Annotated in this window: 18 protein-coding genes; 4 read left to right on the top strand and 14 right to left on the bottom strand. The window is 71.3% G+C overall.

The window, feature by feature from the left end; translation table 11 throughout:
- Positions 1-42: 42 nt before the first annotated feature.
- From D0T12_RS06290 to D0T12_RS06250, 9 genes are all read right to left on the bottom strand, one after another.
- Positions 43-2,250 carry an MMPL family transporter gene (locus D0T12_RS06290; protein WP_117398437.1) on the bottom strand — a complete coding sequence of 736 codons (2,208 nt, stop codon included), beginning with the start codon at positions 2,248-2,250 and terminating at the stop codon, positions 43-45.
- A gap of 148 nt (positions 2,251-2,398) precedes the next feature.
- Positions 2,399-3,433 carry a tRNA (adenosine(37)-N6)-threonylcarbamoyltransferase complex transferase subunit TsaD gene (gene tsaD, locus D0T12_RS06285; RefSeq protein ID WP_199487320.1) on the bottom strand — a complete coding sequence of 345 codons (1,035 nt, stop codon included), beginning with the start codon at positions 3,431-3,433 and terminating at the stop codon, positions 2,399-2,401.
- A gap of 18 nt (positions 3,434-3,451) precedes the next feature.
- Positions 3,452-3,943: a ribosomal protein S18-alanine N-acetyltransferase gene (gene rimI / locus D0T12_RS06280; protein ID WP_407642040.1), complete on the bottom strand. Its 492-nt coding sequence runs from the start codon at positions 3,941-3,943 to the stop codon at positions 3,452-3,454.
- Positions 3,940-4,620, bottom strand: coding sequence for a tRNA (adenosine(37)-N6)-threonylcarbamoyltransferase complex dimerization subunit type 1 TsaB (gene tsaB / locus D0T12_RS06275; RefSeq protein ID WP_117398435.1), 681 nt, complete (start codon positions 4,618-4,620; stop codon positions 3,940-3,942). The genes rimI and tsaB overlap by 4 nt, the downstream gene beginning before the upstream one ends.
- A gap of 52 nt (positions 4,621-4,672) precedes the next feature.
- Positions 4,673-5,413, bottom strand: a complete 741-nt coding sequence (locus D0T12_RS06270) for a hypothetical protein (RefSeq protein ID WP_117398433.1) — start codon at positions 5,411-5,413, stop codon at positions 4,673-4,675.
- A 134-nt stretch (positions 5,414-5,547) separates the two neighbouring features.
- The gene (gene tsaE / locus D0T12_RS06265) at positions 5,548-6,018 is read right to left on the bottom strand and encodes a tRNA (adenosine(37)-N6)-threonylcarbamoyltransferase complex ATPase subunit type 1 TsaE (RefSeq protein WP_117398941.1); all 471 of its coding nucleotides are present in this window, start codon (positions 6,016-6,018) and stop codon (positions 5,548-5,550) included.
- Positions 6,019-6,029: 11 nt separating this feature from the next.
- Positions 6,030-7,100: an alpha/beta fold hydrolase gene (locus D0T12_RS06260; RefSeq protein WP_117398431.1), complete on the bottom strand. Its 1,071-nt coding sequence runs from the start codon at positions 7,098-7,100 to the stop codon at positions 6,030-6,032.
- A 14-nt stretch (positions 7,101-7,114) separates the two neighbouring features.
- A complete protein-coding gene (gene alr / locus D0T12_RS06255; RefSeq protein WP_117398430.1) occupies positions 7,115-8,239 on the bottom strand; it encodes an alanine racemase in 1,125 nt (374 codons plus the stop codon).
- Positions 8,240-8,368: 129 nt separating this feature from the next.
- Positions 8,369-9,850, bottom strand: a complete 1,482-nt coding sequence (locus tag D0T12_RS06250; RefSeq protein ID WP_117398428.1) for an NAD(P)H-hydrate dehydratase — start codon at positions 9,848-9,850, stop codon at positions 8,369-8,371.
- Between the two features lie 239 nt (positions 9,851-10,089).
- On the opposite strand from D0T12_RS06250, the gene D0T12_RS06245 reads away from it, so the two are divergent.
- The 3 genes from D0T12_RS06245 (at position 10,090) to D0T12_RS06235 (ending at position 11,663) form a co-directional block, all read left to right on the top strand.
- Positions 10,090-10,950, top strand: coding sequence for a helix-turn-helix domain-containing protein (locus tag D0T12_RS06245; protein ID WP_117398426.1), 861 nt, complete (start codon positions 10,090-10,092; stop codon positions 10,948-10,950).
- 39 nt (positions 10,951-10,989) lie between these two features.
- A complete protein-coding gene (locus D0T12_RS06240) occupies positions 10,990-11,211 on the top strand; it encodes a DUF397 domain-containing protein (RefSeq protein ID WP_117398424.1) in 222 nt (73 codons plus the stop codon).
- A 245-nt stretch (positions 11,212-11,456) separates the two neighbouring features.
- The gene (locus D0T12_RS06235; protein WP_117398422.1) at positions 11,457-11,663 is read left to right on the top strand and encodes a DUF397 domain-containing protein; all 207 of its coding nucleotides are present in this window, start codon (positions 11,457-11,459) and stop codon (positions 11,661-11,663) included.
- 257 nt (positions 11,664-11,920) lie between these two features.
- Here D0T12_RS06235 and glmS read toward each other — a convergent pair whose 3' ends face one another.
- Positions 11,921-13,765, bottom strand: coding sequence for a glutamine--fructose-6-phosphate transaminase (isomerizing) (glmS, locus tag D0T12_RS06230; RefSeq protein ID WP_117398420.1), 1,845 nt, complete (start codon positions 13,763-13,765; stop codon positions 11,921-11,923).
- Positions 13,766-13,875: 110 nt separating this feature from the next.
- On the opposite strand from glmS, the gene coaA reads away from it, so the two are divergent.
- On the top strand, positions 13,876-14,817 hold the full coding sequence (gene coaA, locus D0T12_RS06225; RefSeq protein WP_233525867.1) for a type I pantothenate kinase: 942 nt from the start codon (positions 13,876-13,878) through the stop codon (positions 14,815-14,817).
- Here coaA and D0T12_RS06220 read toward each other — a convergent pair.
- From D0T12_RS06220 to D0T12_RS06205, 4 genes are all read right to left on the bottom strand, one after another.
- Positions 14,814-16,187, bottom strand: coding sequence for an alkaline phosphatase PhoX (locus D0T12_RS06220; protein WP_117398418.1), 1,374 nt, complete (start codon positions 16,185-16,187; stop codon positions 14,814-14,816). The two genes, coaA and D0T12_RS06220, sit on opposite strands and share 4 nt — an antisense overlap.
- A gap of 104 nt (positions 16,188-16,291) precedes the next feature.
- Positions 16,292-16,921, bottom strand: a complete 630-nt coding sequence (locus D0T12_RS06215) for a DUF4328 domain-containing protein (RefSeq protein ID WP_117398416.1) — start codon at positions 16,919-16,921, stop codon at positions 16,292-16,294.
- Positions 16,922-17,009: 88 nt separating this feature from the next.
- Positions 17,010-17,726, bottom strand: a complete 717-nt coding sequence (locus D0T12_RS06210; protein WP_117398415.1) for an ABC transporter permease — start codon at positions 17,724-17,726, stop codon at positions 17,010-17,012.
- Complete coding sequence (locus D0T12_RS06205) at positions 17,723-18,634, bottom strand: ABC transporter ATP-binding protein (RefSeq protein ID WP_117398413.1); 912 nt, start codon at positions 18,632-18,634, stop codon at positions 17,723-17,725. Before D0T12_RS06205 ends, D0T12_RS06210 begins: the two co-directional genes overlap by 4 nt.
- Positions 18,635-18,682: the final 48 nt, after the last annotated feature.

Raw genomic sequence — 18,682 nt, 5'->3', positions numbered from 1 at the left:
GCCGTCCGCGCGCCGCGTGGACGGCCCCACCGTCGCGGCAGGTCAGACGCGCGCCGTGGGCGGCCTGGCGCCGTCCGGCACCGTCACGGACGGCGGCGGCACCCGGTCGCGCAGCGACTCGCCCTCCACGTCGACGCGCGGCAGCAGCCGGTCCAGCCGGCGCGGCAGCCACCAGGCCCGGCCGCCGAGCAGCGCGAGAACGGCGGGCACGACCACCATGCGGACGATGACGGCGTCGAACAGGACGGCGGCGGCGAGACCGAAACCGACCATCTTCATCATCATCCCGGCGCCGGTCATGAACCCGCCGAACACCGCCATCATGATCAGCGAGGCGACCGTGACGACCCGGCCGCTGTGCCGGAACCCGGTGACGATCGCCTGGCCGGGCGCCTCCCCGTGGACGTGCGCCTCCCGCATCCGGGAGACCAGGAAGACCTGGTAGTCCATGGCCAGGCCGAAGCTGATGCCCACCAGGAAGATCGGCAGAATGCTCATGATCGGCCCGGGTTGGTCGACGCCGAAGATCCCGGCTCCGTGGCCGTTCTGGAAGACCGTGACGAGCGCGCCCAGCGCCGCGCCGATCGACAGCAGGTAGCCGAGCGCGGCCTTGAGCGGCACCAGCACGGAGCGGAACACCAGCAGCAGGAGCAGGAACGCCAGGCCCACGATGGTCGCGAGGTAGGGGATCAGCGCCCCCTGCATCTTCGCGCCGACGTCGATGTTCAACGCGGTGGCACCGGTGACCTCGAAGGTCGCCCCGGCGGCGGACTCGATCGCGGGACGCTCCGAACGGATGCCCTGGACGAGGTCCTTCGTCCGCTGGTCGGTGGGCGCCGTGGACGGCGTCGCCGACAGCACCGCGGTCGTGCCCGTCCGGTCGAAACGCGGGTCGGAGACCGACACCACGCCCTCGGTGGCGGCGACCCTCCCGGCGATCGTCGAGACCGCGGCCCTCGGGTCGGGGGCGTCGCCCGCGTCCACGACGAGGGTCAGCGGACCGTTGAACCCGGGGCCGAACGCGTCCGCGAGCGCGTCGTAGGCGCGCCGCTCGCTGGTCGAGGTCGGCTTGGCCTCGTCGCCGGGCATGCCCAGCCGCATGTTCAGCGACGGCAGGACGGTGGCGCCCAGCGCGGCGACCGCGACGAGCAGCACCGGGACCGGCCGCCGCACGACGAACCGGGCCCAGCGGGCGCCGAGGACGTCGCGTCCTGCGGTCCGGCTCCGGTTCTTCCGGGTGCGGCGCGCGAGGACGGCGTTCGGCAGGAAGCCGAGCAGGGCGGGGACCAGCGTCAACGCGACCAGGACGCCGACGGCGACCGCACCGGCGGCGCCCATGCCCATCCTCGTCAGCATCGGGACGCCGACCACCGCCAGCCCGACCAGCGCGATGACGACGGTGAGCCCGGCGAACACGACCGCGGTCCCGGCGGTGCCGACGGCCAGGCCGGCCGCCTCCCGGGGCTCGTGCCCGCCCGCCCGTTCCTCCCGGTAGCGGGAGACGACGAACAGGGCGTAGTCGATGGCGACGGCGACCCCGAGCATCAGGGACAGCTCGGCCGTCGACGGGGACAGGTCGAAGACGTTCTGTAGCGCGGTGATCGTCATGAGGCTGACGCCCACCCCGAGAACGGCGGTGAGCAGCGACAGCCCGGCGGCGGCCAGCGACCCGAAGGTGATCAGCAGGACCACCGCGGCGACGGCGATGCCGAGGATCTCCCCGACCGCGCCCGCCGGGTCGGTCTCCAGCGCCGACCCGCCGACCTCGACGGTCAGGCCCGACGCCCGGGCCCGATCGACGGCGTCCTTCAGCGTGGCCTTGCCGGCCTCGGTGAGGTCGTCCGCCGTGACCCTGTAGGTGACGGTGGCGAACGCCGTGGACCCGTCCTCGCTCACCGTCCCCGCGTCGAAGGGGCTCTCCGCGTCGGCGACCTGCGGCCCCTTCGCCACTTCGGTCACCAGCGCGTCGACTGGCGCGCGGTTCTCCGGCGCGGTGATCCGCTGCCCCTTCGGGGCGATGAAGACGACCCGGGCGTCGGCGCCGTCGGCCGCGACGCCGGGGAACTTCTCGTCGATGTGGTCGAACGCCTTCTGCGACTCGATTCCCGGCATCGTGAACGAGTCGGACGGGGCCTTGCCCGCGCTCGCGGAGCCGAGGAACGCGACGGCGAGGGCGGCGAGCCACAGCAGCGCCACCGGGAAACGCCGTCTGAAGGCTCCGCGCCCCAACCGGTACAGGAGGGTGGCCATGGAGAGTCTCCGTATCTGCTCGTGGGAACCCCACAAGGCTCTCCGGGCGCGCACCCTCCCGTAATCATGCGTGCCAAGGCATTCCGGTACTGAAAAACGAGTACGACGGCCGCCTTCGTTCTGGGCCCGAAGGAGGAGTGAACCGGCCTCAGAGCAGGATCGACTCGATCGGAAGGCTCGAATCGGCGGGCAGCTCCAGGGTGGACGCGGCGGCGCCGGTGGCGACCAGTTCGGAGCCGAGCGCGGCGACCATGGCGCCGTTGTCGGTGCACAGCTTCGGGCGGGGAACGCGCAGGCGCACACCCGCCGCCTCGCAGCGTTCCGCCGCGAGGGCGCGCAGCCGCGAGTTGGCCGCGACACCGCCGCCGATCAGCAGGTCGTGGACGCCGTTGTCCTTGCAGACCTTCAACGCCTTCTGCGTGAGGACGTCCACGACGGCCTCCTGGAACGACGCGGCGACATCCGCGACGGGCACCGGCTCGCCCGCCCGTTCCCTGGCCTCCACCCAGCGCGCCACCGCCGTCTTCAGACCGGAGAAGGAGAAGTCGTAGGTGCCGTCGTTGTACTTCCCGCGCGGGAACGGGATCGCGGCGGCGTCGCCGTCACGGGCCATCCGGTCGATGACGGGACCGCCGGGAAAGCCGAGGTCGAGGACGCGGGCGACCTTGTCGAACGCCTCGCCCGCCGCGTCGTCCACGGTGCTGCCGAGCGACCGGACGTCGCTCGCCACGTCCGGCACCAGCAGCAGGGACGAGTGCCCGCCCGACACCAGCAGCGCCACGCACGGCTTCGGCAGCGGACCGTGTTCGAGCTGGTCGACGCATACGTGCGCGGCCAGGTGGTTCACGCCGTACAGGGGTTTGCCCAGCGACAGCGCGTAGGCCTTGGCGGCGGCGACGCCGACCATCAGCGCGCCCGGCAGGCCAGGCCCGGCCGTCACCGCGAACGCGTCGATGTCGGTGAACGCGACGCCCGCGTCGGCGAGGGCCCGTTCGATCGTGGGGCCCATCGCCTCCAGGTGCGCGCGGGACGCGACCTCGGGCACCACGCCGCCGAACCTGGCGTGCTCGTCGACGCTGGACGCGATCGCGTCCGCGAGCAGCGTGCGGCCCCGCACGATCCCGACACCGGTCTCGTCGCACGACGTCTCGATGCCGAGTACCAGCGGCTCATCCCGAATCAACGTGTTCTCCTGCCCGGCTCACTCGGCTCTGTTGAAACCCATGGGTGGACGGGGGGCCAGCTTGCGGCACATGACGACCGCGTCCACGTTCGAGGGTTGGTAGTAGCGTCTGCGGAGGCCGACCTCGTCGAAGCCGAACCGTTCGTAGAGGCGGCGCGCGGCGCCGTTGTCGGCGCGGACCTCCAGGAACACCGCCTCGCTGCGGCGGCGGACCGCCTCCTCCAGCAGTGCGGTGAGCAACGCGGCGCCGATGCCCGACCCGCGCAGGTCGGCGCGGACGCCGAGGGTCTGCACGTCGGCCTGCCCACCGGCCGCGGCCAGGCCCGCGTAGCCGACGATCTCGCCGCCGGGCCGCTCCGCGACGACGTAGTGGCGGGTCCGCGGCTGGTCGGCGAGCTCGCCGCGGATCATCTCCTCGCTCCAGGCGTCCTCGGGGAACAGATCCCGTTCCAGCACGGTGACGGCCGCGATGTCCGCGCTGGACATCTCCCGCAGGACGACGCCGTTCACGCCGGTGTCACCTTCTTGCGCGGCCCCGGCTCCTTGGCGTCCGGACGGCGGAGGTAGAGGGGCTCGGGCGGCAGGAGGTCGGGGCCCTTCAGCCCGGCGAGGCGCGCGACGGTCAGCTCCGCGAGGGCACCGGCGGTGGGCAGCAGCGGCTCGTGATCGCCGTCGCCGAGGGTCTCCGAGTACAGGGCCGCGCCCTCACCGACGACGGGAAGGCCCCGCGGCGCCCCGTCCAGGACGTCCGACGGCGGCCCCACGGCGGGCTCGGTGGCGCGGGTTCGGTACGAGTGGTACCGCGCCCAGTAGACCTCTTTGCGGCGGGCGTCGGTGGCGACGGCGAACGGCTCGTCCCGTCCGGTGGCCCAGGCGATGACGTCCAGCGTGCGGACGCCGTGCACGGGGACGCTGAGCGCCTCGCCCATGGCGCGGGCGGTGACCAGTCCGACGCGCAGCCCCGTGTACGGGCCGGGCCCGACGCCGACGGCGATCGCGCTGAGGTCCTCCGGCGCCGCGCCCGCCTCCGCCATCACGCTCGCGACGGACGGGGTCAGCAGCTCGGTGTGCCTGCGCCGGTCGACGGCCTCGGCCGAGCCGCGGGGGACGGCGCCCTCTCCGGGCGTCCACTCGTACAGCGCCACGGTGATCGCGGCGGTCGCGGTGTCGAAAGCCAAGACCAGCACGGGTTGTAAGCCTACAGGCCTTGTCAGCCCCCCGGTCAGACCGCCGGAGGGATCATGACTGGTCGAGCCCCTGGAGGACGGCCCTGGCCGCCTCGACGGTCCCGTCGGTGGCGCCGCGCGAGGACAGCGGGTCGCCGCCGTCGGAACCGGAGTAGTGGATGGTGATGAGGACGTTGCCCGCCCGGACGTTGCCGATCGCCTCGCCCGAGCCCTGCCCGTCGTCGACGCTGTAGACGACGTAGCCGTCGTCGCCGACGCCGGTGAGGCGGGTCTTGGCGGTGAGCTTCTGTCCGGCGAGGAGCGCCTTGCCGGACTCGTCTGCGGCGCGTTCGGAGGCGAACGTGCCGCGCGCCGCCTGCGTCGGTGTCCGGGCGGAATCGCCGGCGATCGCTCGGAGTTCGATGGTGAGTTGCCGTCTCACGTCGCCCGCGTAGGCGCCCCACACGCACTGGTTCTGCCGGTCGTCGTGCCGGTAGCTGTCGGCCTGGGTGCGTTCGGAGCCGGGCGCGAGCCGGTCGATGAGGGCCTGCCCGACGACCGAGCAGGAATCGGGGACGGTCGTCCGCTCGCCCCGCGACATCGTGGAGGTCTCGGGGGCGCCCTCCCCCACGACCCGGCCGTCCGCGCCGTCGCGGTCGTCCCCGTCCCTGCCGACCCCCGCGAGGAGGACGAACGCGGCGAGCGCGCAGGCGGCGACGACGGCCCCGACGCCTCCGACGACGACCGCCCAGCGCCTGCCGGCGCCGCGTGCGGGCACGGCGCGGTGGCTACCGCTGCGATGGTTGCCGCTCACCGGTTCTCACTCCCGTTACGGAGAATCAATAAGTCGTGAACGTGAGATTCGTTCCGGCAAAGGGTACGACATGGAGCCCTAAAGCGAGCCGTGCCGCTCGAAAAAAGGGCGGGAGAACGCCGTTCGGAAGGGCGTCACCCGTCGGGCAGTACCAGCTCTGACCAGCGTGGACCGATCCCGGCGACCCTTACCCTGCGTTCCTCGTCCGGGCCGTCCCCGCGCGAAATGATCAATTCCAGCCGGTCGTCGGCGAGGCCCTCCGCGAGCCCTTCTCCCCATTCCACGACCGTCACCGATTCCTCGACGGACGCGTCGAGATCGAGATCGTCCAACTCGGCGAAACCGCCCAGCCGGTAGGCGTCCACATGCACCAGCGGCGGCCCCGCGGCCAGCGACGGATGCACCCGCGCGATCACGAACGTCGGCGAGGTGATCGGGCCGCGGACCTTCAGCCCCTCCCCGATGCCCTGGGTGAGCGTCGTCTTGCCCGCGCCCAGCTCGCCGGTCATCACGATCAGGTCGCCCGGGCGCAGCAGGCCGGCGACGCGGACGCCGAACTCGCGCATGTCCTCGGCGGTGGGCACGGTGACCGAAATCTCATTCATGGCGGTCTCGTTCAAGCTGTGCGTTCCTCCTCGCGCTCGGGCCGGACACGATCGATCAACCGGCGGAGGCCGCCGGTGACCACGCCCGGGTACTCCAGCGGCAGCACATGCCCGGCCTCCTCCACCTCTACCAGCTCCGCGTCCGGCAGCGCCTCGGCGATGCGGCGCGCGTGCACGGCGGGGGTCAGCCGGTCCTCCCCGCCGGCGAGCACCAGGGTCGGCACCCGTCCGAGAACGTCGAGGCAGGCGACCTTGTCGTGGGCCATCAGCGCCGGATAGAACTCCGCGATCACGTCGATCGGCGTCGCCCTGATCATCTGCTCCAGGAAGTCGACGACGGTCGGGCTGACATGCCGGTCGGCGAACGCCATCTTCCTCGTCACCACGAACGCCAGGTCGGCGCCCAGCCCCCGGGCCCGCTCCACCAGTTCGGCGCGGCGGCCGAGCCCGCGCAGCGTCCGGGGGGCCAGCGGTCGGACGACCTTCGCCAGCACCAGCGGCAGCCCCAGCGTCAACTCCGCCATGTCACCGCAGGACGTGTTGGCCACCGCCACCCCGACGACCTGCCGTTCGAACAGCTCGGGATGCCGGTCCGCCAACGCCATGATCGACATTCCGCCCATGGAGTGGCCGACGAGGACGACCGGCCGGTCGGGTCGGACCGTCGCCCGGATGACCGCGTACAGGTCGTCGCCGGTCTGCTCGATCGTCGCGTTGGTGGGGTCGCTGCGCCCCGAACGGCCGTGGCTGCGCTGGTCCCAGAACACCATCCGGAACGATCCCCGCAGGTCGCGTCGCTGATAGTGCCAGGAGTGCCGGTTGAGGGTGTAGCCGTGGCTGAACACGAGGGTGAGGGCGGCGTCGTCCGGGCCGTCGACCTCGACGTGCAGGGGAAGGCCGTCGCTCGCCTCGACGGTCAGCTCCCGGCCGCGCAGCTCGCCGAACGGCTCGTCGGCGTCGGGGTCGGGCCGCAGCCGCACCCGGCCGACCGCGACATGCCGCAGCCCGACGGCCGCGCCGATCCCGGCCGCGCCCACGCCCGCGACCGTGCCGACGAGGCCGACCCTGCGCCCTTTGCCCATGCGCCGCGCGCCTCCTACCGCGCCCCTCCCGGGTACGCCCTCGGTACCCGGACCCCGATGCGGGTGACGATCTCATAGGAGATCGTTCCCAGTGCGTCCGCCCACTCCTGCGCGGTCGGCTCGCCCCGGTCGCCCGGACCGAACAGGATGATCTCGTCTCCCGCCGCGAGCGGGTCGTCGCCGAGGTCGATGACGAACTGGTCCATGCAGACCCGTCCGGCGATCGTCCGCCTGCGTCCGCCCGCGAGGACCTCCAGGAGGTTCGACCCGTGCCGGGGGATGCCGTCCCCATAGCCGACGGGCACCACGGCCAGGTTCGTCTCCCGGGCCGTGCGGTAGGTGAGGCCGTACGACACGCCGCTGTCCGCCGGGACCCGCTTGACCAGCGCCGCGTGCGCCGCCAACGTCATCGCGGGACGCAGCCCGAACGTGCCCAACGCCGGTATCGGCGACAGTCCGTACAGCGCGATTCCCGGACGCACCAGGTCGAACCGGGCTTCGGGCACCGTCAGGGCGCCCGCCGAGTTCGACAGGTGCCGGACCTCGAACCGCGCGCCCGCCTTCTCCGCGTACTCCACCATCGCGGTGAACGCGCCGATCTGTGCCGCGATCGACGGGTGCCCCGGCTCGTCCGCGCAGGCGAAATGCGACATGGCCCCCACCACGCTCACCCGCCCCGACGCCTCCGCCTTCAACGCCGCGTCGACCAGTTCCTCCCAGTCCCGGCCCCGGGCCCCGCCGCGCGTCATGCCGGTGTCGGCCTTCAGGTGCACCCGTGCCGGGCGGCCCGCCCGCTCCGCGGCCTCGGCGATCTCGTCCAGCAGCCAGAGGGCGCCCACGGTCAGGTCGATGTCCCTTGCGACGGCCTCCTCGTACGGTTCGCCCGGCACGCCGAGGCATGACAGGGTCCGGACGGTGAGGCCCGCGTCCCGCAGCCGCAGCGCCTCCGCGAGCTTCGCCACGCCCAGCCAGGTGGCGCCGCCGGCCAGCGCCGCCCCGGCGGCCTCGACCAGGCCATGCCCGTACGCCTCGGCCTTCACCATGGCCAGGACCTCGGCGCCCCGCGCCCGCTCGCGCAGCACCCCGACGTTGTCGGCGATCGCGCCGAGATCGACCCGCGCCTCCGCTGGAACGTTCATGCCCACAGTTTGCCGCCCCCATCGCCGTGTCCGGTGCATTACCGCCCAGGTCATGGCCGTCCGGCCGTCAGCGAGCGGTTCTCTGGCACTCCCCGTCCGATAAGACGCTAATGCCCACTTTGGAGTTCGTCAGCCGGCGCGCAGGGCACGGAAGGCGGCGGGCAGGGCGTCGATCACGTCGGGCGCGGTGATGGGCGCCTCGGGGCCGGGGGCGGGCGCGGCGGCCAGCCGGGCGGCCAGGCCGTGGAGGTAGGCGCCGGTCGCGGCGGCGTCGATGGCGGGCATGCCGCCCGCCAGGAGGGCGCCGACGAGGCCGGACAGGACGTCGCCCGTCCCGGCGGTGGCGAGGCGCGGAGTGCCGGTCGGGTTGACGCGGACGGGACGGTCCTGCTCGGCGACCAGCGTGGTGGAGCCCTTGAGCAGGACGGTCGCGGACAGTTCGGCGGCGGCGCGGCGGACGTGGTCCAGACGGGCGGCCTCGATGGCGTCGCGGGTGGCGTCGATCAGGCGGGACAGCTCCCCGGCGTGGGGGGTGAGGACGGTCGGGGCCGCGCGGGCGAGCAGGTCGCGGCGCCGGGCCAGGACGGTGAGGCCGTCGGCGTCCACGAGCACGGGCAGGTCGGTGGTGAGGACGGCGTGCAGCAGCGACTCGGCGGCGTCGCCGGTGCCGAGGCCGGGGCCGACGACCCAGGCCTGGACGCGGCCGACGCGTTCGAGGACCGCCGACTCGTGCGGGCCGGGGTCGAGGACCGTGGTGACGGCCTCGGGCCAGCGCTGCCGGACGAGTTCGACCGGGTGGGCGACGGAGGCGAACCGGACCATGCCCGCGCCGCCGTGGACCGCCCCGCCGACGCTCAGCACGGCCGCGCCGGTGTAGGCGTCGCCGCCCGCGAGGATGCCGACGACGCCCCGGCGGTACTTGTCGGACTCGGGCGCGGGCTCGGGCGGCAGGAGGTCCGCCGGGCGGGCCGCGACGACGTCCGGGTCAGGCAGGTCGGGGCCCAGCCCGATGTCGACCAGTTCGACCACGCCGCAGTGGGACGCGCCCGGGTCGATCAGCAGGCCCGGTTTGTGCGTGCCGAACGTGACGGTGACGTCGGCGTGGACGGCGGTCCCCTCGACGCGGCCGGTACTGGCGTCCACGCCGCTCGGGACGTCGCAGGCGACGACGAGCCCGGCGGACTCGGAGGCGAGCGCGGCGTAGCGGGCGTGGGGTTCGCGGAGGCCGCCCGTCCCGCCGATGCCGGTCAACCCGTCGATGATCAGGTCGGCGGCGGCGATGGCGTCGGCGGCCTCGTTCTCGTCCAGCAGGCGGCCGCCGGCGGCGCGGAGGGCGGCCAGCCCGGCCTGGTGGATCTTCGACCCGGCCTGGACGGTCCGGACGCGGGCGCCGCGACGGGCGAGGCGGGCGCCCGCGTACAGGGCGTCGCCGCCGTTGTCCCCGCCGCCGACGAGGAGCACGACCCGGGCCCCGTACACGGCGGGCAGGAGGCGCGCGCACACCGACGCCAGCCCGGCGGCGGCGCGCTGCATCAACGCGCCGTCCGGGAGCCGGGCCATCAGGGCCTGCTCGGCCGCCCGAACCTTGCCGACCTCGTGCGCGTACCTCATCCGCGGCTCCCCATCGCCCACGACCCGTCGATCACACCCTCAGGGTGCCACGGGGCAGGTCTTCGCAGCCGCACACCCCTCCGCAATTGCACTTTGCATTGCAAGTTTCAGCGTCAGATGCGGGGCTGAATGATCGGCCGTAGAATCTTGCTCATCCGGTCCGATGTATGCGCGCCGCGACCCCCCGGTACGGCAGAATGCGCCCAGATCAGTCCTCCTGGACTGGAGAGGCCCGAGCAATGAGCACTTCCCGTGGTCCCTCCGTCCGGCAGCGGCGGCTGGCGGCCGAACTGCGGCGGCTTCGCGAGCGGCGGGGACTCACCGGGGACGAGGTCGCCGAGCGGCTTGCCTGGTCCACGGCCAAGGTCAGCCGGATCGAGAACGCGCGGACCGGCGCGAAGATCGGCGATGTGCTGCGCCTGCTCGACGTCTACGAGATCGACGGCGGGCGCCGCGAGGACCTCGTCTCGCTGGCGCACGACGCCGCGCGGCGCGGTTGGTGGGAGGAGTACCGCGACCTGCCGAGCCCCCTGGCCGACTACATCGCGCTGGAGGCCGAGGCGACGGCGATTCGGGAATGGGGCAGCACGGTGTTCCCCGGGCTGTTGCAGACCGAGAACTACGCGCGAATCGTCATCGACGGCTGGAGCGACCTGGCGACCCTGCCACCGCAGGAACTGGAGCGCAGGCTGGACGTGCGAATGCGCCGCCGGGAGGTGCTTCAGCGGCCCCGACCGCTGGAACTGTCGGTGGTTCTCGACGAGGCGGTTCTCCAACGCCGGATCGGGGACCGGAACGTCATGCGGGAGCAACTCGAACATCTCTGTAGGATGGCCGACCTTCCGAACGTGACCGTACAGATCCTGCCTTTGAACGCGGCACACTCGGTGTTGGCCGAGTCGTTTATCCTTCTGCAATTCTCACCGGTGCACGACATCGTTTTCCCTGATATCGTTCACACGGAATCACTGACGATCAGCCACTTTGCGGAAGAGGCTGTCACTCATATGTACACTCTCGCCTATCAGAGCCTGGCCGGCCAGGCCCTCGATCCCGCCGATTCACGGCGGCGCATTCTCGAGGCCAGGGATGCCTGGTGAAGGTCCGCAAAGGGGCTTAATCCTTGTGAAAGGCACCGAGTGTCCCGTTTCGTCACTCCTGCTCCGCAATGGAGGAGAAGCGCCCACTGCGGGGCGAGCAACACCTGCGTAGAAGTCGCCCCACTGGCGGGTTCGTCCCCATTCATTGGGGCACGTGACGCCAAGCACGGCGCGCAGAGCCCGATCCTGTCGTTCTCCCAGGGAGAGTGGCGGGAGTTCGTCGAAAGAGCCAAGAAAGGCGAGTTCGATTTGGGCCGTTGACAGGCGGACAAGTCCCATCCGCACCTCACGAGGGCGCGGCGGGGCACCGCGGCGGACGAGCCGGGTCCACACCGGACGCGGCTCGTCGCCCCCTCAACGGAAACTCTGCTCCTTCTCTGCCACTCCGGCCACAGAAGCACCGTCCTGACCGTGGGTGATCAGCAGTTTTTTGCACCCTTGTTACCGTGTGCTCAGCACCGGCAGCGTGGCCGCGGGCAAATGCAACTTTCGAGGCAGGAGCCGGAATGAGTTTGGTCCACGAGACAACGCCCGCCCGTTGGAGAAGGAGTACTCGATGCGCCAGCAACGCGTGCGTCGAGGTCGCACGAGTCACCGGGGACGCGATATCCGTCCGGGACACCGAGGACATCGCGACACGCCTCGCGTTCGGCCTGGGTGAATGGCACGACTTCGTCAGGGACGTGAAGGACGGCCGTTTCGACGTTCACTGAAACAATCTCTGCAAATTGCAGCTGAACTGAGATTCTCAGTTCGGTGGAGAATCGCGCCCAATGGCGTGCGCATGACTCTCCGGACACATTCCGTCGCACTGCGGCCTGGTCGCTGAACCAGCGTCCGGAAAGCACGCCGCGAGGCCCCCGAAAACAGCTACTGAGACCGCGTGCGGCACCGGCCGAGGCACGTCCACGACCGTCCACGGGCCCCGACCCTTCCCGGATCGGGGCCCGGTTTCCGGAACGTTCCGCCGCTACTCGACCGTGACGGACTTGGCGAGGTTGCGGGGCTGGTCGACGTCATGGCCCTTCGCCGTGGCCAACTCGCACGCGAACACCTGGAGCGGGACGGTCGTGACCAGCGGCTGGAGCAGCGTCGGGACGGCCGGAACGCCGATCAGCGTGTCCGCGTACGGCACGACGGACTCGTCGCCCTCCTCGGCGATCACGATCGTCCGGGCGCCCCGGGCCCGGATCTCCTGGATATTGGAGACGATCTTGTCGTGCAGGACGTCCCGTGCCCGTGGCGGCACGACCACCACGACCGGCAGGTCCTCCTCGATCAGCGCGATCGGGCCGTGCTTCAACTCGCCCGCGGCGAAGCCCTCCGCGTGCATGTACGCCAGTTCCTTGAGCTTCAGCGCGCCCTCCAGCGCGACCGGGAAGCCGACATGGCGGCCGAGGAACAGCACGCACCGCTCACCGGCCAGCGACCGGGCCAGCTCCCGGACGGGCTCCATGGTCTCCAGGACCTTCTCCACCTTCTCCGGCATCCGCTCCAGGAGCTGCACCATGGCGAACACCTCGTCGCCCCACTTGGTGCCGCGGGTCTGCGCGATGTAGAGGGCGATGAGATAGACGGCGACGAGCTGCGTGAGGAACGCCTTGGTGGACGCGACCGCGATCTCCGGGCCCGCGTGCGTGTACAGGACGCCGTCGCACTCGCGCGGCAGCGTCGAGCCGTTGACGTTGCAGATGCCGAGCAGCTTGGCCCGTTGCTCCCGCGCGTGCCGGACGGCCATCAGCGCGTCCATCGTCTCCCCCGACTGGGAGATCGCGATGACCAGCGTCGTCGGCGACAGGATCGGGTCGCGGTACCGGAACTCGCTGGCCAGCTCCACCTCGCACGGCAGCCCCGCCCAGTGCTCGATCGCGTACTTGGCGATCAGCCCGGCATGGTAGGACGTCCCGCACGCCACAATGATGATCTTGTCGACCTCGCGCAGCTCGCGGTCGGAGATGCGCATCTCGTCCAGGCGGAGACGGCCGTCGGCGCCGATCCGGCCGAGCAGGGTGTCGGCGACCGCCCGCGGCTGCTCGGCGATCTCCTTGAGCATGAAGTAGTCGTAGCCGCCCTTCTCCGCGGCGGACACGTCCCAGTCGACGTGGTACTCCTTCACCTCGGCGGGACGCCCCTCGAAGTCGGTGATCCGCACCCCGTCGGCGCGCAGCTCGACGATCTGGTCCTGGCCCAGCTCGATCGCGTCCCTGGTGTGCGCGATGAACGCGGCGACATCGCTGGCGAGGAAGTTCTCCCCCTCGCCCACCCCGACGACCAGCGGCGAGTTACGGCGCGCGCCGACCACCAGGTCGGGGTCGCCGGTGTGCATGGCGACCAGCGTGAACGCGCCGTCCAGCCGCCCGCACACGCGGCGCATCGCCGCGGCGAGCCCGTCGCCCGCCTTCAGCTCCTCCTCCAGCAGGTGCGCGACGGCCTCGGTGTCGGTGTCGGAGGCGAGCCCGTGCCCGCTCTCCTCCAGCTCGGCCCGCAGCTCCGCGAAGTTCTCGATGATCCCGTTGTGGATCACCGCGACGGAGCCGGTGCAGTCGACGTGCGGGTGGGCGTTGCGGTCGTTCGGCGGACCGTGCGTCGCCCACCGCGTGTGCCCCATGCCGAGCGTCCCGGCGGGCGGCGGATCCTCCTCCAGGACGCCCCGGAGGTTCACGAGCTTGCCCGCCCGCTTCGCCGTCGCCAGCTTCCCATCGGCCAGCACGGCCACCCCGGCCGAGTCGTAGCCGCGGTACTCCAGCCGCGCCAACCCCTCGACGACCACGTCGAGCGCCGCCCGGCCGCCTACGTACCCCACGATTCCGCACATGCCGGCAACTCTATTCAATCCCAGGCCAGGGGCCTACCTGGAACGGAGCGGGCGGGCCCGCCGGGAGGGGAACAGCCGTGGCCGGTCGACCCGACGGTTACTGTTCAGTCATGACGACCGGATGGGACGGCGCGCCGAGCCCCTACGTGGAACTACCCCGCGAAGTGTGGCGCGGCCTGCGCGAGAACACGCCGCTGCCCCTCACCCCCGGTGAGCTGAACGCGCTGCGCGGCCTCAAGGACCCGATCGACATCGCCGAGGTCGAGGAGGTGTACCTGCCGCTGTCGCGGTTACTCAACCTGTTCTTCCAGTCGGAGGGACGGCTTCGCGACACCGTCGGCGACTTCCTCGGCGGGGAGGTGGAGCCCACCCCGTTCATCATCGGGGTCGCGGGCAGCGTCGCCGTCGGCAAGTCCACCACGTCACGGCTTCTGCGGACGCTCCTCGCCCGCTGGCCCGAGCACCCGACAGTGGAATTGGTCACCACCGACAGCTTCCTGTACCCGAACGCCGTCCTGTCCGAGCGCGGGATCATGGACCGTAAGGGGTTTCCGGAGTCGTACGACCGCCGTTCCCTCGTCCGGTTCGTGTCGTCGATCAAGTCCGGTGCGGCCGAGGTGCCGATCCCGGTGTACTCGCACCTGGAGTACGACATCGTCGCGGGCGCGGCACAGACCGTCCGGCGCCCCGACATCCTGATCGTCGAGGGCCTGAACGTCCTTCAGGCGCCACCGCCCGGCGCCCTGGGCGTATCCGACTTCTTCGACTTCTCCATCTATGTCGACGCCCGGGTCGAGGACATCCGGCAATGGTACGTCGACCGCCTGTTCGCGCTGCGCCGCACCGCGTTCACCGACCCGCGCTCCTACTTCCACAAGTACGCGCAGGAACTCGACGAGGACGAGACCGCCGCGTTCGCCCAGCGCGTCTGGCGGGACGTCAACGAGATCAACCTCGTCTCCAACATCCTCCCGACCCGCGCCCGCGCCACCCTCGTCCTCCACAAGGGCCGCGACCACACCGTCCAACGCGTCAAACTGCGTCGTATCTAGCGGCCCTGCCAAGGGCCCGTGATGGCGAAGGTGGTGCCCGGTCGGTAGACGTTGACGTACATCGTGCGTTTGTCCGGGGAGAATGTGACGCCCGCGAACTCTCCCCACTCGGGGTCGTCTTCGGTGCCGATGTTGTTGCTGTTCCTGGCCATCGGGTAGACCTCGCGCTGGCGGGTCACGCCGTAGACGTGCTGGGCGCCGCCGCCGTCCTCGCACACCATCAGGCCGCCCTCGGGCGCCAGGCAGATGTTGTCCGGCGACTCGCCCGGCAGCCAGGTGCGGGTGTCCGGGCCGAAGACGATGACGAGGGTGAGGCGGCGCCGGTTCGGCTCGTACGACCACACCTGCCCGAAATGGTCGGCGCTCGACCCGTCCTTCTTGCGGGCGAAGCTCGACACGAAGTAGACGCGGTCGCCGCCCCAGTAGCAGCCCTCCAGCTTCTGCGCGTGGGTGATGCCGCCCCGCCCGAAGTCCTGGAAACGGATCGGCGTCTTCTTCGCGAGGGGGTCGGGCACCGGCGCCCACTCGACGCGGTCGAACACCTGGCCGGGTTCCTTCACCACCGACAGGTCGGGGACGTCGGGGACGCGCAGCGCCTCCAGCCGTCCACCGGCCCGCAGGCCGCCGAACCCGCGGCGCGGCTTGTCCGGCAGGAACCGGTAGAAGAGGCCGAACGGCTTCTCGAACGCGTCCTCGGTCTCGTACACGGTGCCGTCGCGCGGGTCGACGGCGACCGCCTCGTGCGCGAAGCGTCCCATCGCGGTCAGCGGCTCGGGGACGGTCTTGTCCGGCCGGTACGGATCGACCTCGAAGATGAAGCCGTGGTCCTTGGTGTAGTTGCCGGAGCCCGCCTTCTCCTCGGTCTCCTCGCAGGTCAGCCAGGTGTTCCAGGGGGTGGGGCCGCCCGCGCAGTTGACGGCGGTCCCGGCGATGGCGACGCGTTCGGTGTGGACACGTCCCGACCGGTCGACCTCCAGGGCCGTGCAGCCGCCGAGCCCGGCGGGATCGTAGGTGAGCCCCTTGACGGCCGGAACGCGGTGCGCGGCGGACGGCGGGTTCTCATGGTTGCGGACGAGCCACGTCCTGTCCTTCGCGCCGGGGAACGCCGCCATGCCGTCGCAGCGGCTCGGCACCGGTCCTTCCCCCGAGCGCAGCGGTTCGCCCTCGCGGGACAGCACGGTGTAGCGGAAGCCGCGCGGCAGGTCCAGTAAACCGTTCGGGTCGGCGACCAGCGGCCCGTACCCGTCGCGGCGCATGATCGTCGCGTCGGCCTTCTCGCCCGGGAACAGGTGCTCGACGGCACCGTTGAAGACGATCCCCGCCCCCACCACTCCCGTTCCGGCCAGGACCTGACGGCGCGACACTGCCATGGGAGCACTCCTGTGTTCGACGATTCACAGCCCTCTGTGCCGTTGTAACACGCGGGGAGCCGCACAGTCAGGACCGCGTCTGACAGGCGTGTCCCAAAGTCCGCTTAGTGTCCGGGCGCGAGGGCCTCCCGGAGGCGGACGGCCTGTGCCTCCTGGAAACGGGTGATCCGCCAGACGACCATCATCGCGAGCAGGGCCGCGAGGGCGCCGGTGAAGGTGACGAAAGGGTAGATGTCCGAGCGGAACCCGTCGGCGGGGTCCGTGCTGGCGACGCGTCCACCGATCAGGTACGCCAGGTAGGCCGTCCACCACAGGTTCACCGGCCACGCCGACTCGCGGTGCGGGGCGCTGACGCTCCACACGGCGCCGACGACGCCGCGCGGCACCCACAGGTTCATGATCGGCACGATCCAGCCGAGGATCGCCCAGGGTCGTGACCAGCTCGCCGAGAGGTCGTCGATGGCGTCGGCGTTCGTCCGCGCCCGCCACAGCCAGGCGATCACGGCGACGCCGGTGGCGACGATCAGCAGCGCCGCCACGAACGACCCGAACGCGAGGAGGTCGCCCGCGTTCCGGGCCTGTTCCGTGCCGTCGTCGACCACGTAGACCGTCCACACCCCGACGACGGTGACGATGTTCAGCATGACCGCGTTCGCTCCGAGGCCGATGAGCGCGGGAACGGAGGCCCCGCTCGGCGGCTGGACGAGATCGGGCGACCGGGGAGAGGCGACCATGGGGACCTCCTTCGTGGGCGCTCAATCCTGGTGCATCGGCTCCCACCCGGTCGGTCCGATCGATCACAAAAGCGTGACGGTCGGCGCGTCAGTCGGCGCTGGCGACCGTGAGGGTGCGGAGCCGGAAGGTGGCCAGGAACGTCGCCACGAGCGTGACCACGACCAGCAGGGAGATCGCCACGGCCAGCCGCACCGTCGAGACCACGGGCGACGCGTCGGTGAGCGCGTCCGTGACGGACAGCGACCACTGCTGGATGGACGCCGACTTCGCGCCCGGCGCGAACCTGCCGAGCAGCGACTCCCACACCAGCGCGTAGAGCAGCCCGATCGTGGCGGCGTTGCGGCTGGCCACGCCGAGCGCGACGAACACGGCGCTGTAGGCGACACCGCCGACCAGGACGCCGACCGTGAACGCGGGCGTGACCCCGGTGGTCGTGCCGATCAGCACGAGACCGGCCAGCAGCGTCGGCACGACCGCGAAGGCCGTCACCAGGATGATCGCGACGACCAGCTTGGTCAGCACGATCACCTCCCGCGGGATCGGCTTGGTCAGCACGTACATGATCTGACCGTCGTCGATCTCCGGCCCGATCACGCCCGTTCCGGCGATCAGGGCGAGCAGCGGCAGCAGGGTCGCGAGGCCGAACTGCTGCAGGATGTCGGACGAGACGTCCAGGTCGTTGTTGCCGGTCGCGCGCAGGACGACCGCCAGGACGAGCATGATCAGCGGAAGCCCCAGCAGGAGCAGCGCGCGCTTGCGGCCGAGCATCGACCGGAACGTCATCATCGCGATCGTGGAGTTCATCGGGCCACCAGGTAGGAGAAGACGCTTTCCAGGGACTCGTCCGCCGGGGAGACCTCCCAGAGGCGCACGTCGGTGTCGCGGGCCAGGCGCGGCAGCAGCCAGGTGAACCGCTGGAAGTCGACGGCCTCGATCTGGAGGCCCTTGTCGGTGAGCTGCACGCTGCGGGACGAGCCGTCCGCGATGAGGGCGGCGGCGAGCCGCCGGTCGTCGGACGAGCGGACGAGGAAGATGTGCGGCCGGTCCGTCATCAGCCGCCGGATCTTGCGGAAGTCACCGGACGCGGCGTGCCGTCCCGCGACGATGACCTCGATGTGGCTGGCGAGCCGCTCGACCTCCTCCAGGATGTGGGAGGAGAACAGGATCGTGCGGCCCTCGTCGGCCATCCGGCGGATGAGGTCCATGAGCTGGATCCGCTGCCGCGGGTCCATGCCGTTGAACGGCTCGTCCAGCAGCAGGACGGACGGGTCGTGCACCAGCGCCGACGCCATCTTGATGCGCTGCTTCATGCCCTTGGAGTACTTGCCGATCGTGCGCTGGGCCGCGTAGTCCATCTCGACGAGGCCGATGGCGCGGCGCGCCGCGGCGGTCGGGTCGGGCAGCTTGTGCAGTTTCGCCATCGCGACGATGAACTGCTCACCGGTGAGGAAGTCGTACGCCGACTCGCGTTCCGGGACGAGTCCGAGACTGCGGTAGATGTTCGGGTTGCTCCAGATCGGCGTTCCGTCCAGCGTGACGCTCCCGGACGACGGCGCGAGAAACCCGCCCATCATGTGGATCAGCGTCGACTTCCCGGCGCCGTTCGGGCCGAGGAGCCCGGTGACCCCCGGGCCGATTTTCATCGACACCCCATTGACGGCCACGACGTTGCCGTACCAGCGCGACACGTTCTCCAGAATCAACTCACTCATGCTGTGCTCCTTTGTGGGGGGACGACCCCCACACCCCCCGGTTCGCTC

The organism is Actinomadura spongiicola (genome assembly GCF_003432485.1).
Lineage (GTDB): Bacteria > Actinomycetota > Actinomycetes > Streptosporangiales > Streptosporangiaceae > Spirillospora > Spirillospora spongiicola.
This window is presented reverse-complemented; position numbering and strand designations above follow the sequence as displayed.

Excerpts from the sequence above, each read along its gene's own strand:
- D0T12_RS06245 (WP_117398426.1), top strand. The coding sequence starts at position 10,090 with ATGAGCACTTCCCGTGGTCCCTCCGTCCGGCAGCGGCGGCTGGCGGCC.
- tsaE (WP_117398941.1), bottom strand. The coding sequence starts at position 6,018 with ATGAATGAGATTTCGGTCACCGTGCCCACCGCCGAGGACATGCGCGAG.
- D0T12_RS06220 (WP_117398418.1), bottom strand. The coding sequence starts at position 16,187 with ATGGCAGTGTCGCGCCGTCAGGTCCTGGCCGGAACGGGAGTGGTGGGG.
- D0T12_RS06235 (WP_117398422.1), top strand. The coding sequence starts at position 11,457 with ATGAGTTTGGTCCACGAGACAACGCCCGCCCGTTGGAGAAGGAGTACT.
- D0T12_RS06260 (WP_117398431.1), bottom strand. The coding sequence starts at position 7,100 with ATGGGCAAAGGGCGCAGGGTCGGCCTCGTCGGCACGGTCGCGGGCGTG.
- D0T12_RS06290 (WP_117398437.1), bottom strand. The coding sequence starts at position 2,250 with ATGGCCACCCTCCTGTACCGGTTGGGGCGCGGAGCCTTCAGACGGCGT.
- D0T12_RS06210 (WP_117398415.1), bottom strand. The coding sequence starts at position 17,726 with ATGAACTCCACGATCGCGATGATGACGTTCCGGTCGATGCTCGGCCGC.
- D0T12_RS06250 (WP_117398428.1), bottom strand. The coding sequence starts at position 9,850 with ATGAGGTACGCGCACGAGGTCGGCAAGGTTCGGGCGGCCGAGCAGGCC.
- glmS (WP_117398420.1), bottom strand. The coding sequence starts at position 13,765 with ATGTGCGGAATCGTGGGGTACGTAGGCGGCCGGGCGGCGCTCGACGTG.
- alr (WP_117398430.1), bottom strand. The coding sequence starts at position 8,239 with ATGAACGTTCCAGCGGAGGCGCGGGTCGATCTCGGCGCGATCGCCGAC.
- D0T12_RS06205 (WP_117398413.1), bottom strand. The coding sequence starts at position 18,634 with ATGAGTGAGTTGATTCTGGAGAACGTGTCGCGCTGGTACGGCAACGTC.
- coaA (WP_233525867.1), top strand. The coding sequence starts at position 13,876 with ATGACGACCGGATGGGACGGCGCGCCGAGCCCCTACGTGGAACTACCC.
- D0T12_RS06215 (WP_117398416.1), bottom strand. The coding sequence starts at position 16,921 with ATGGTCGCCTCTCCCCGGTCGCCCGATCTCGTCCAGCCGCCGAGCGGG.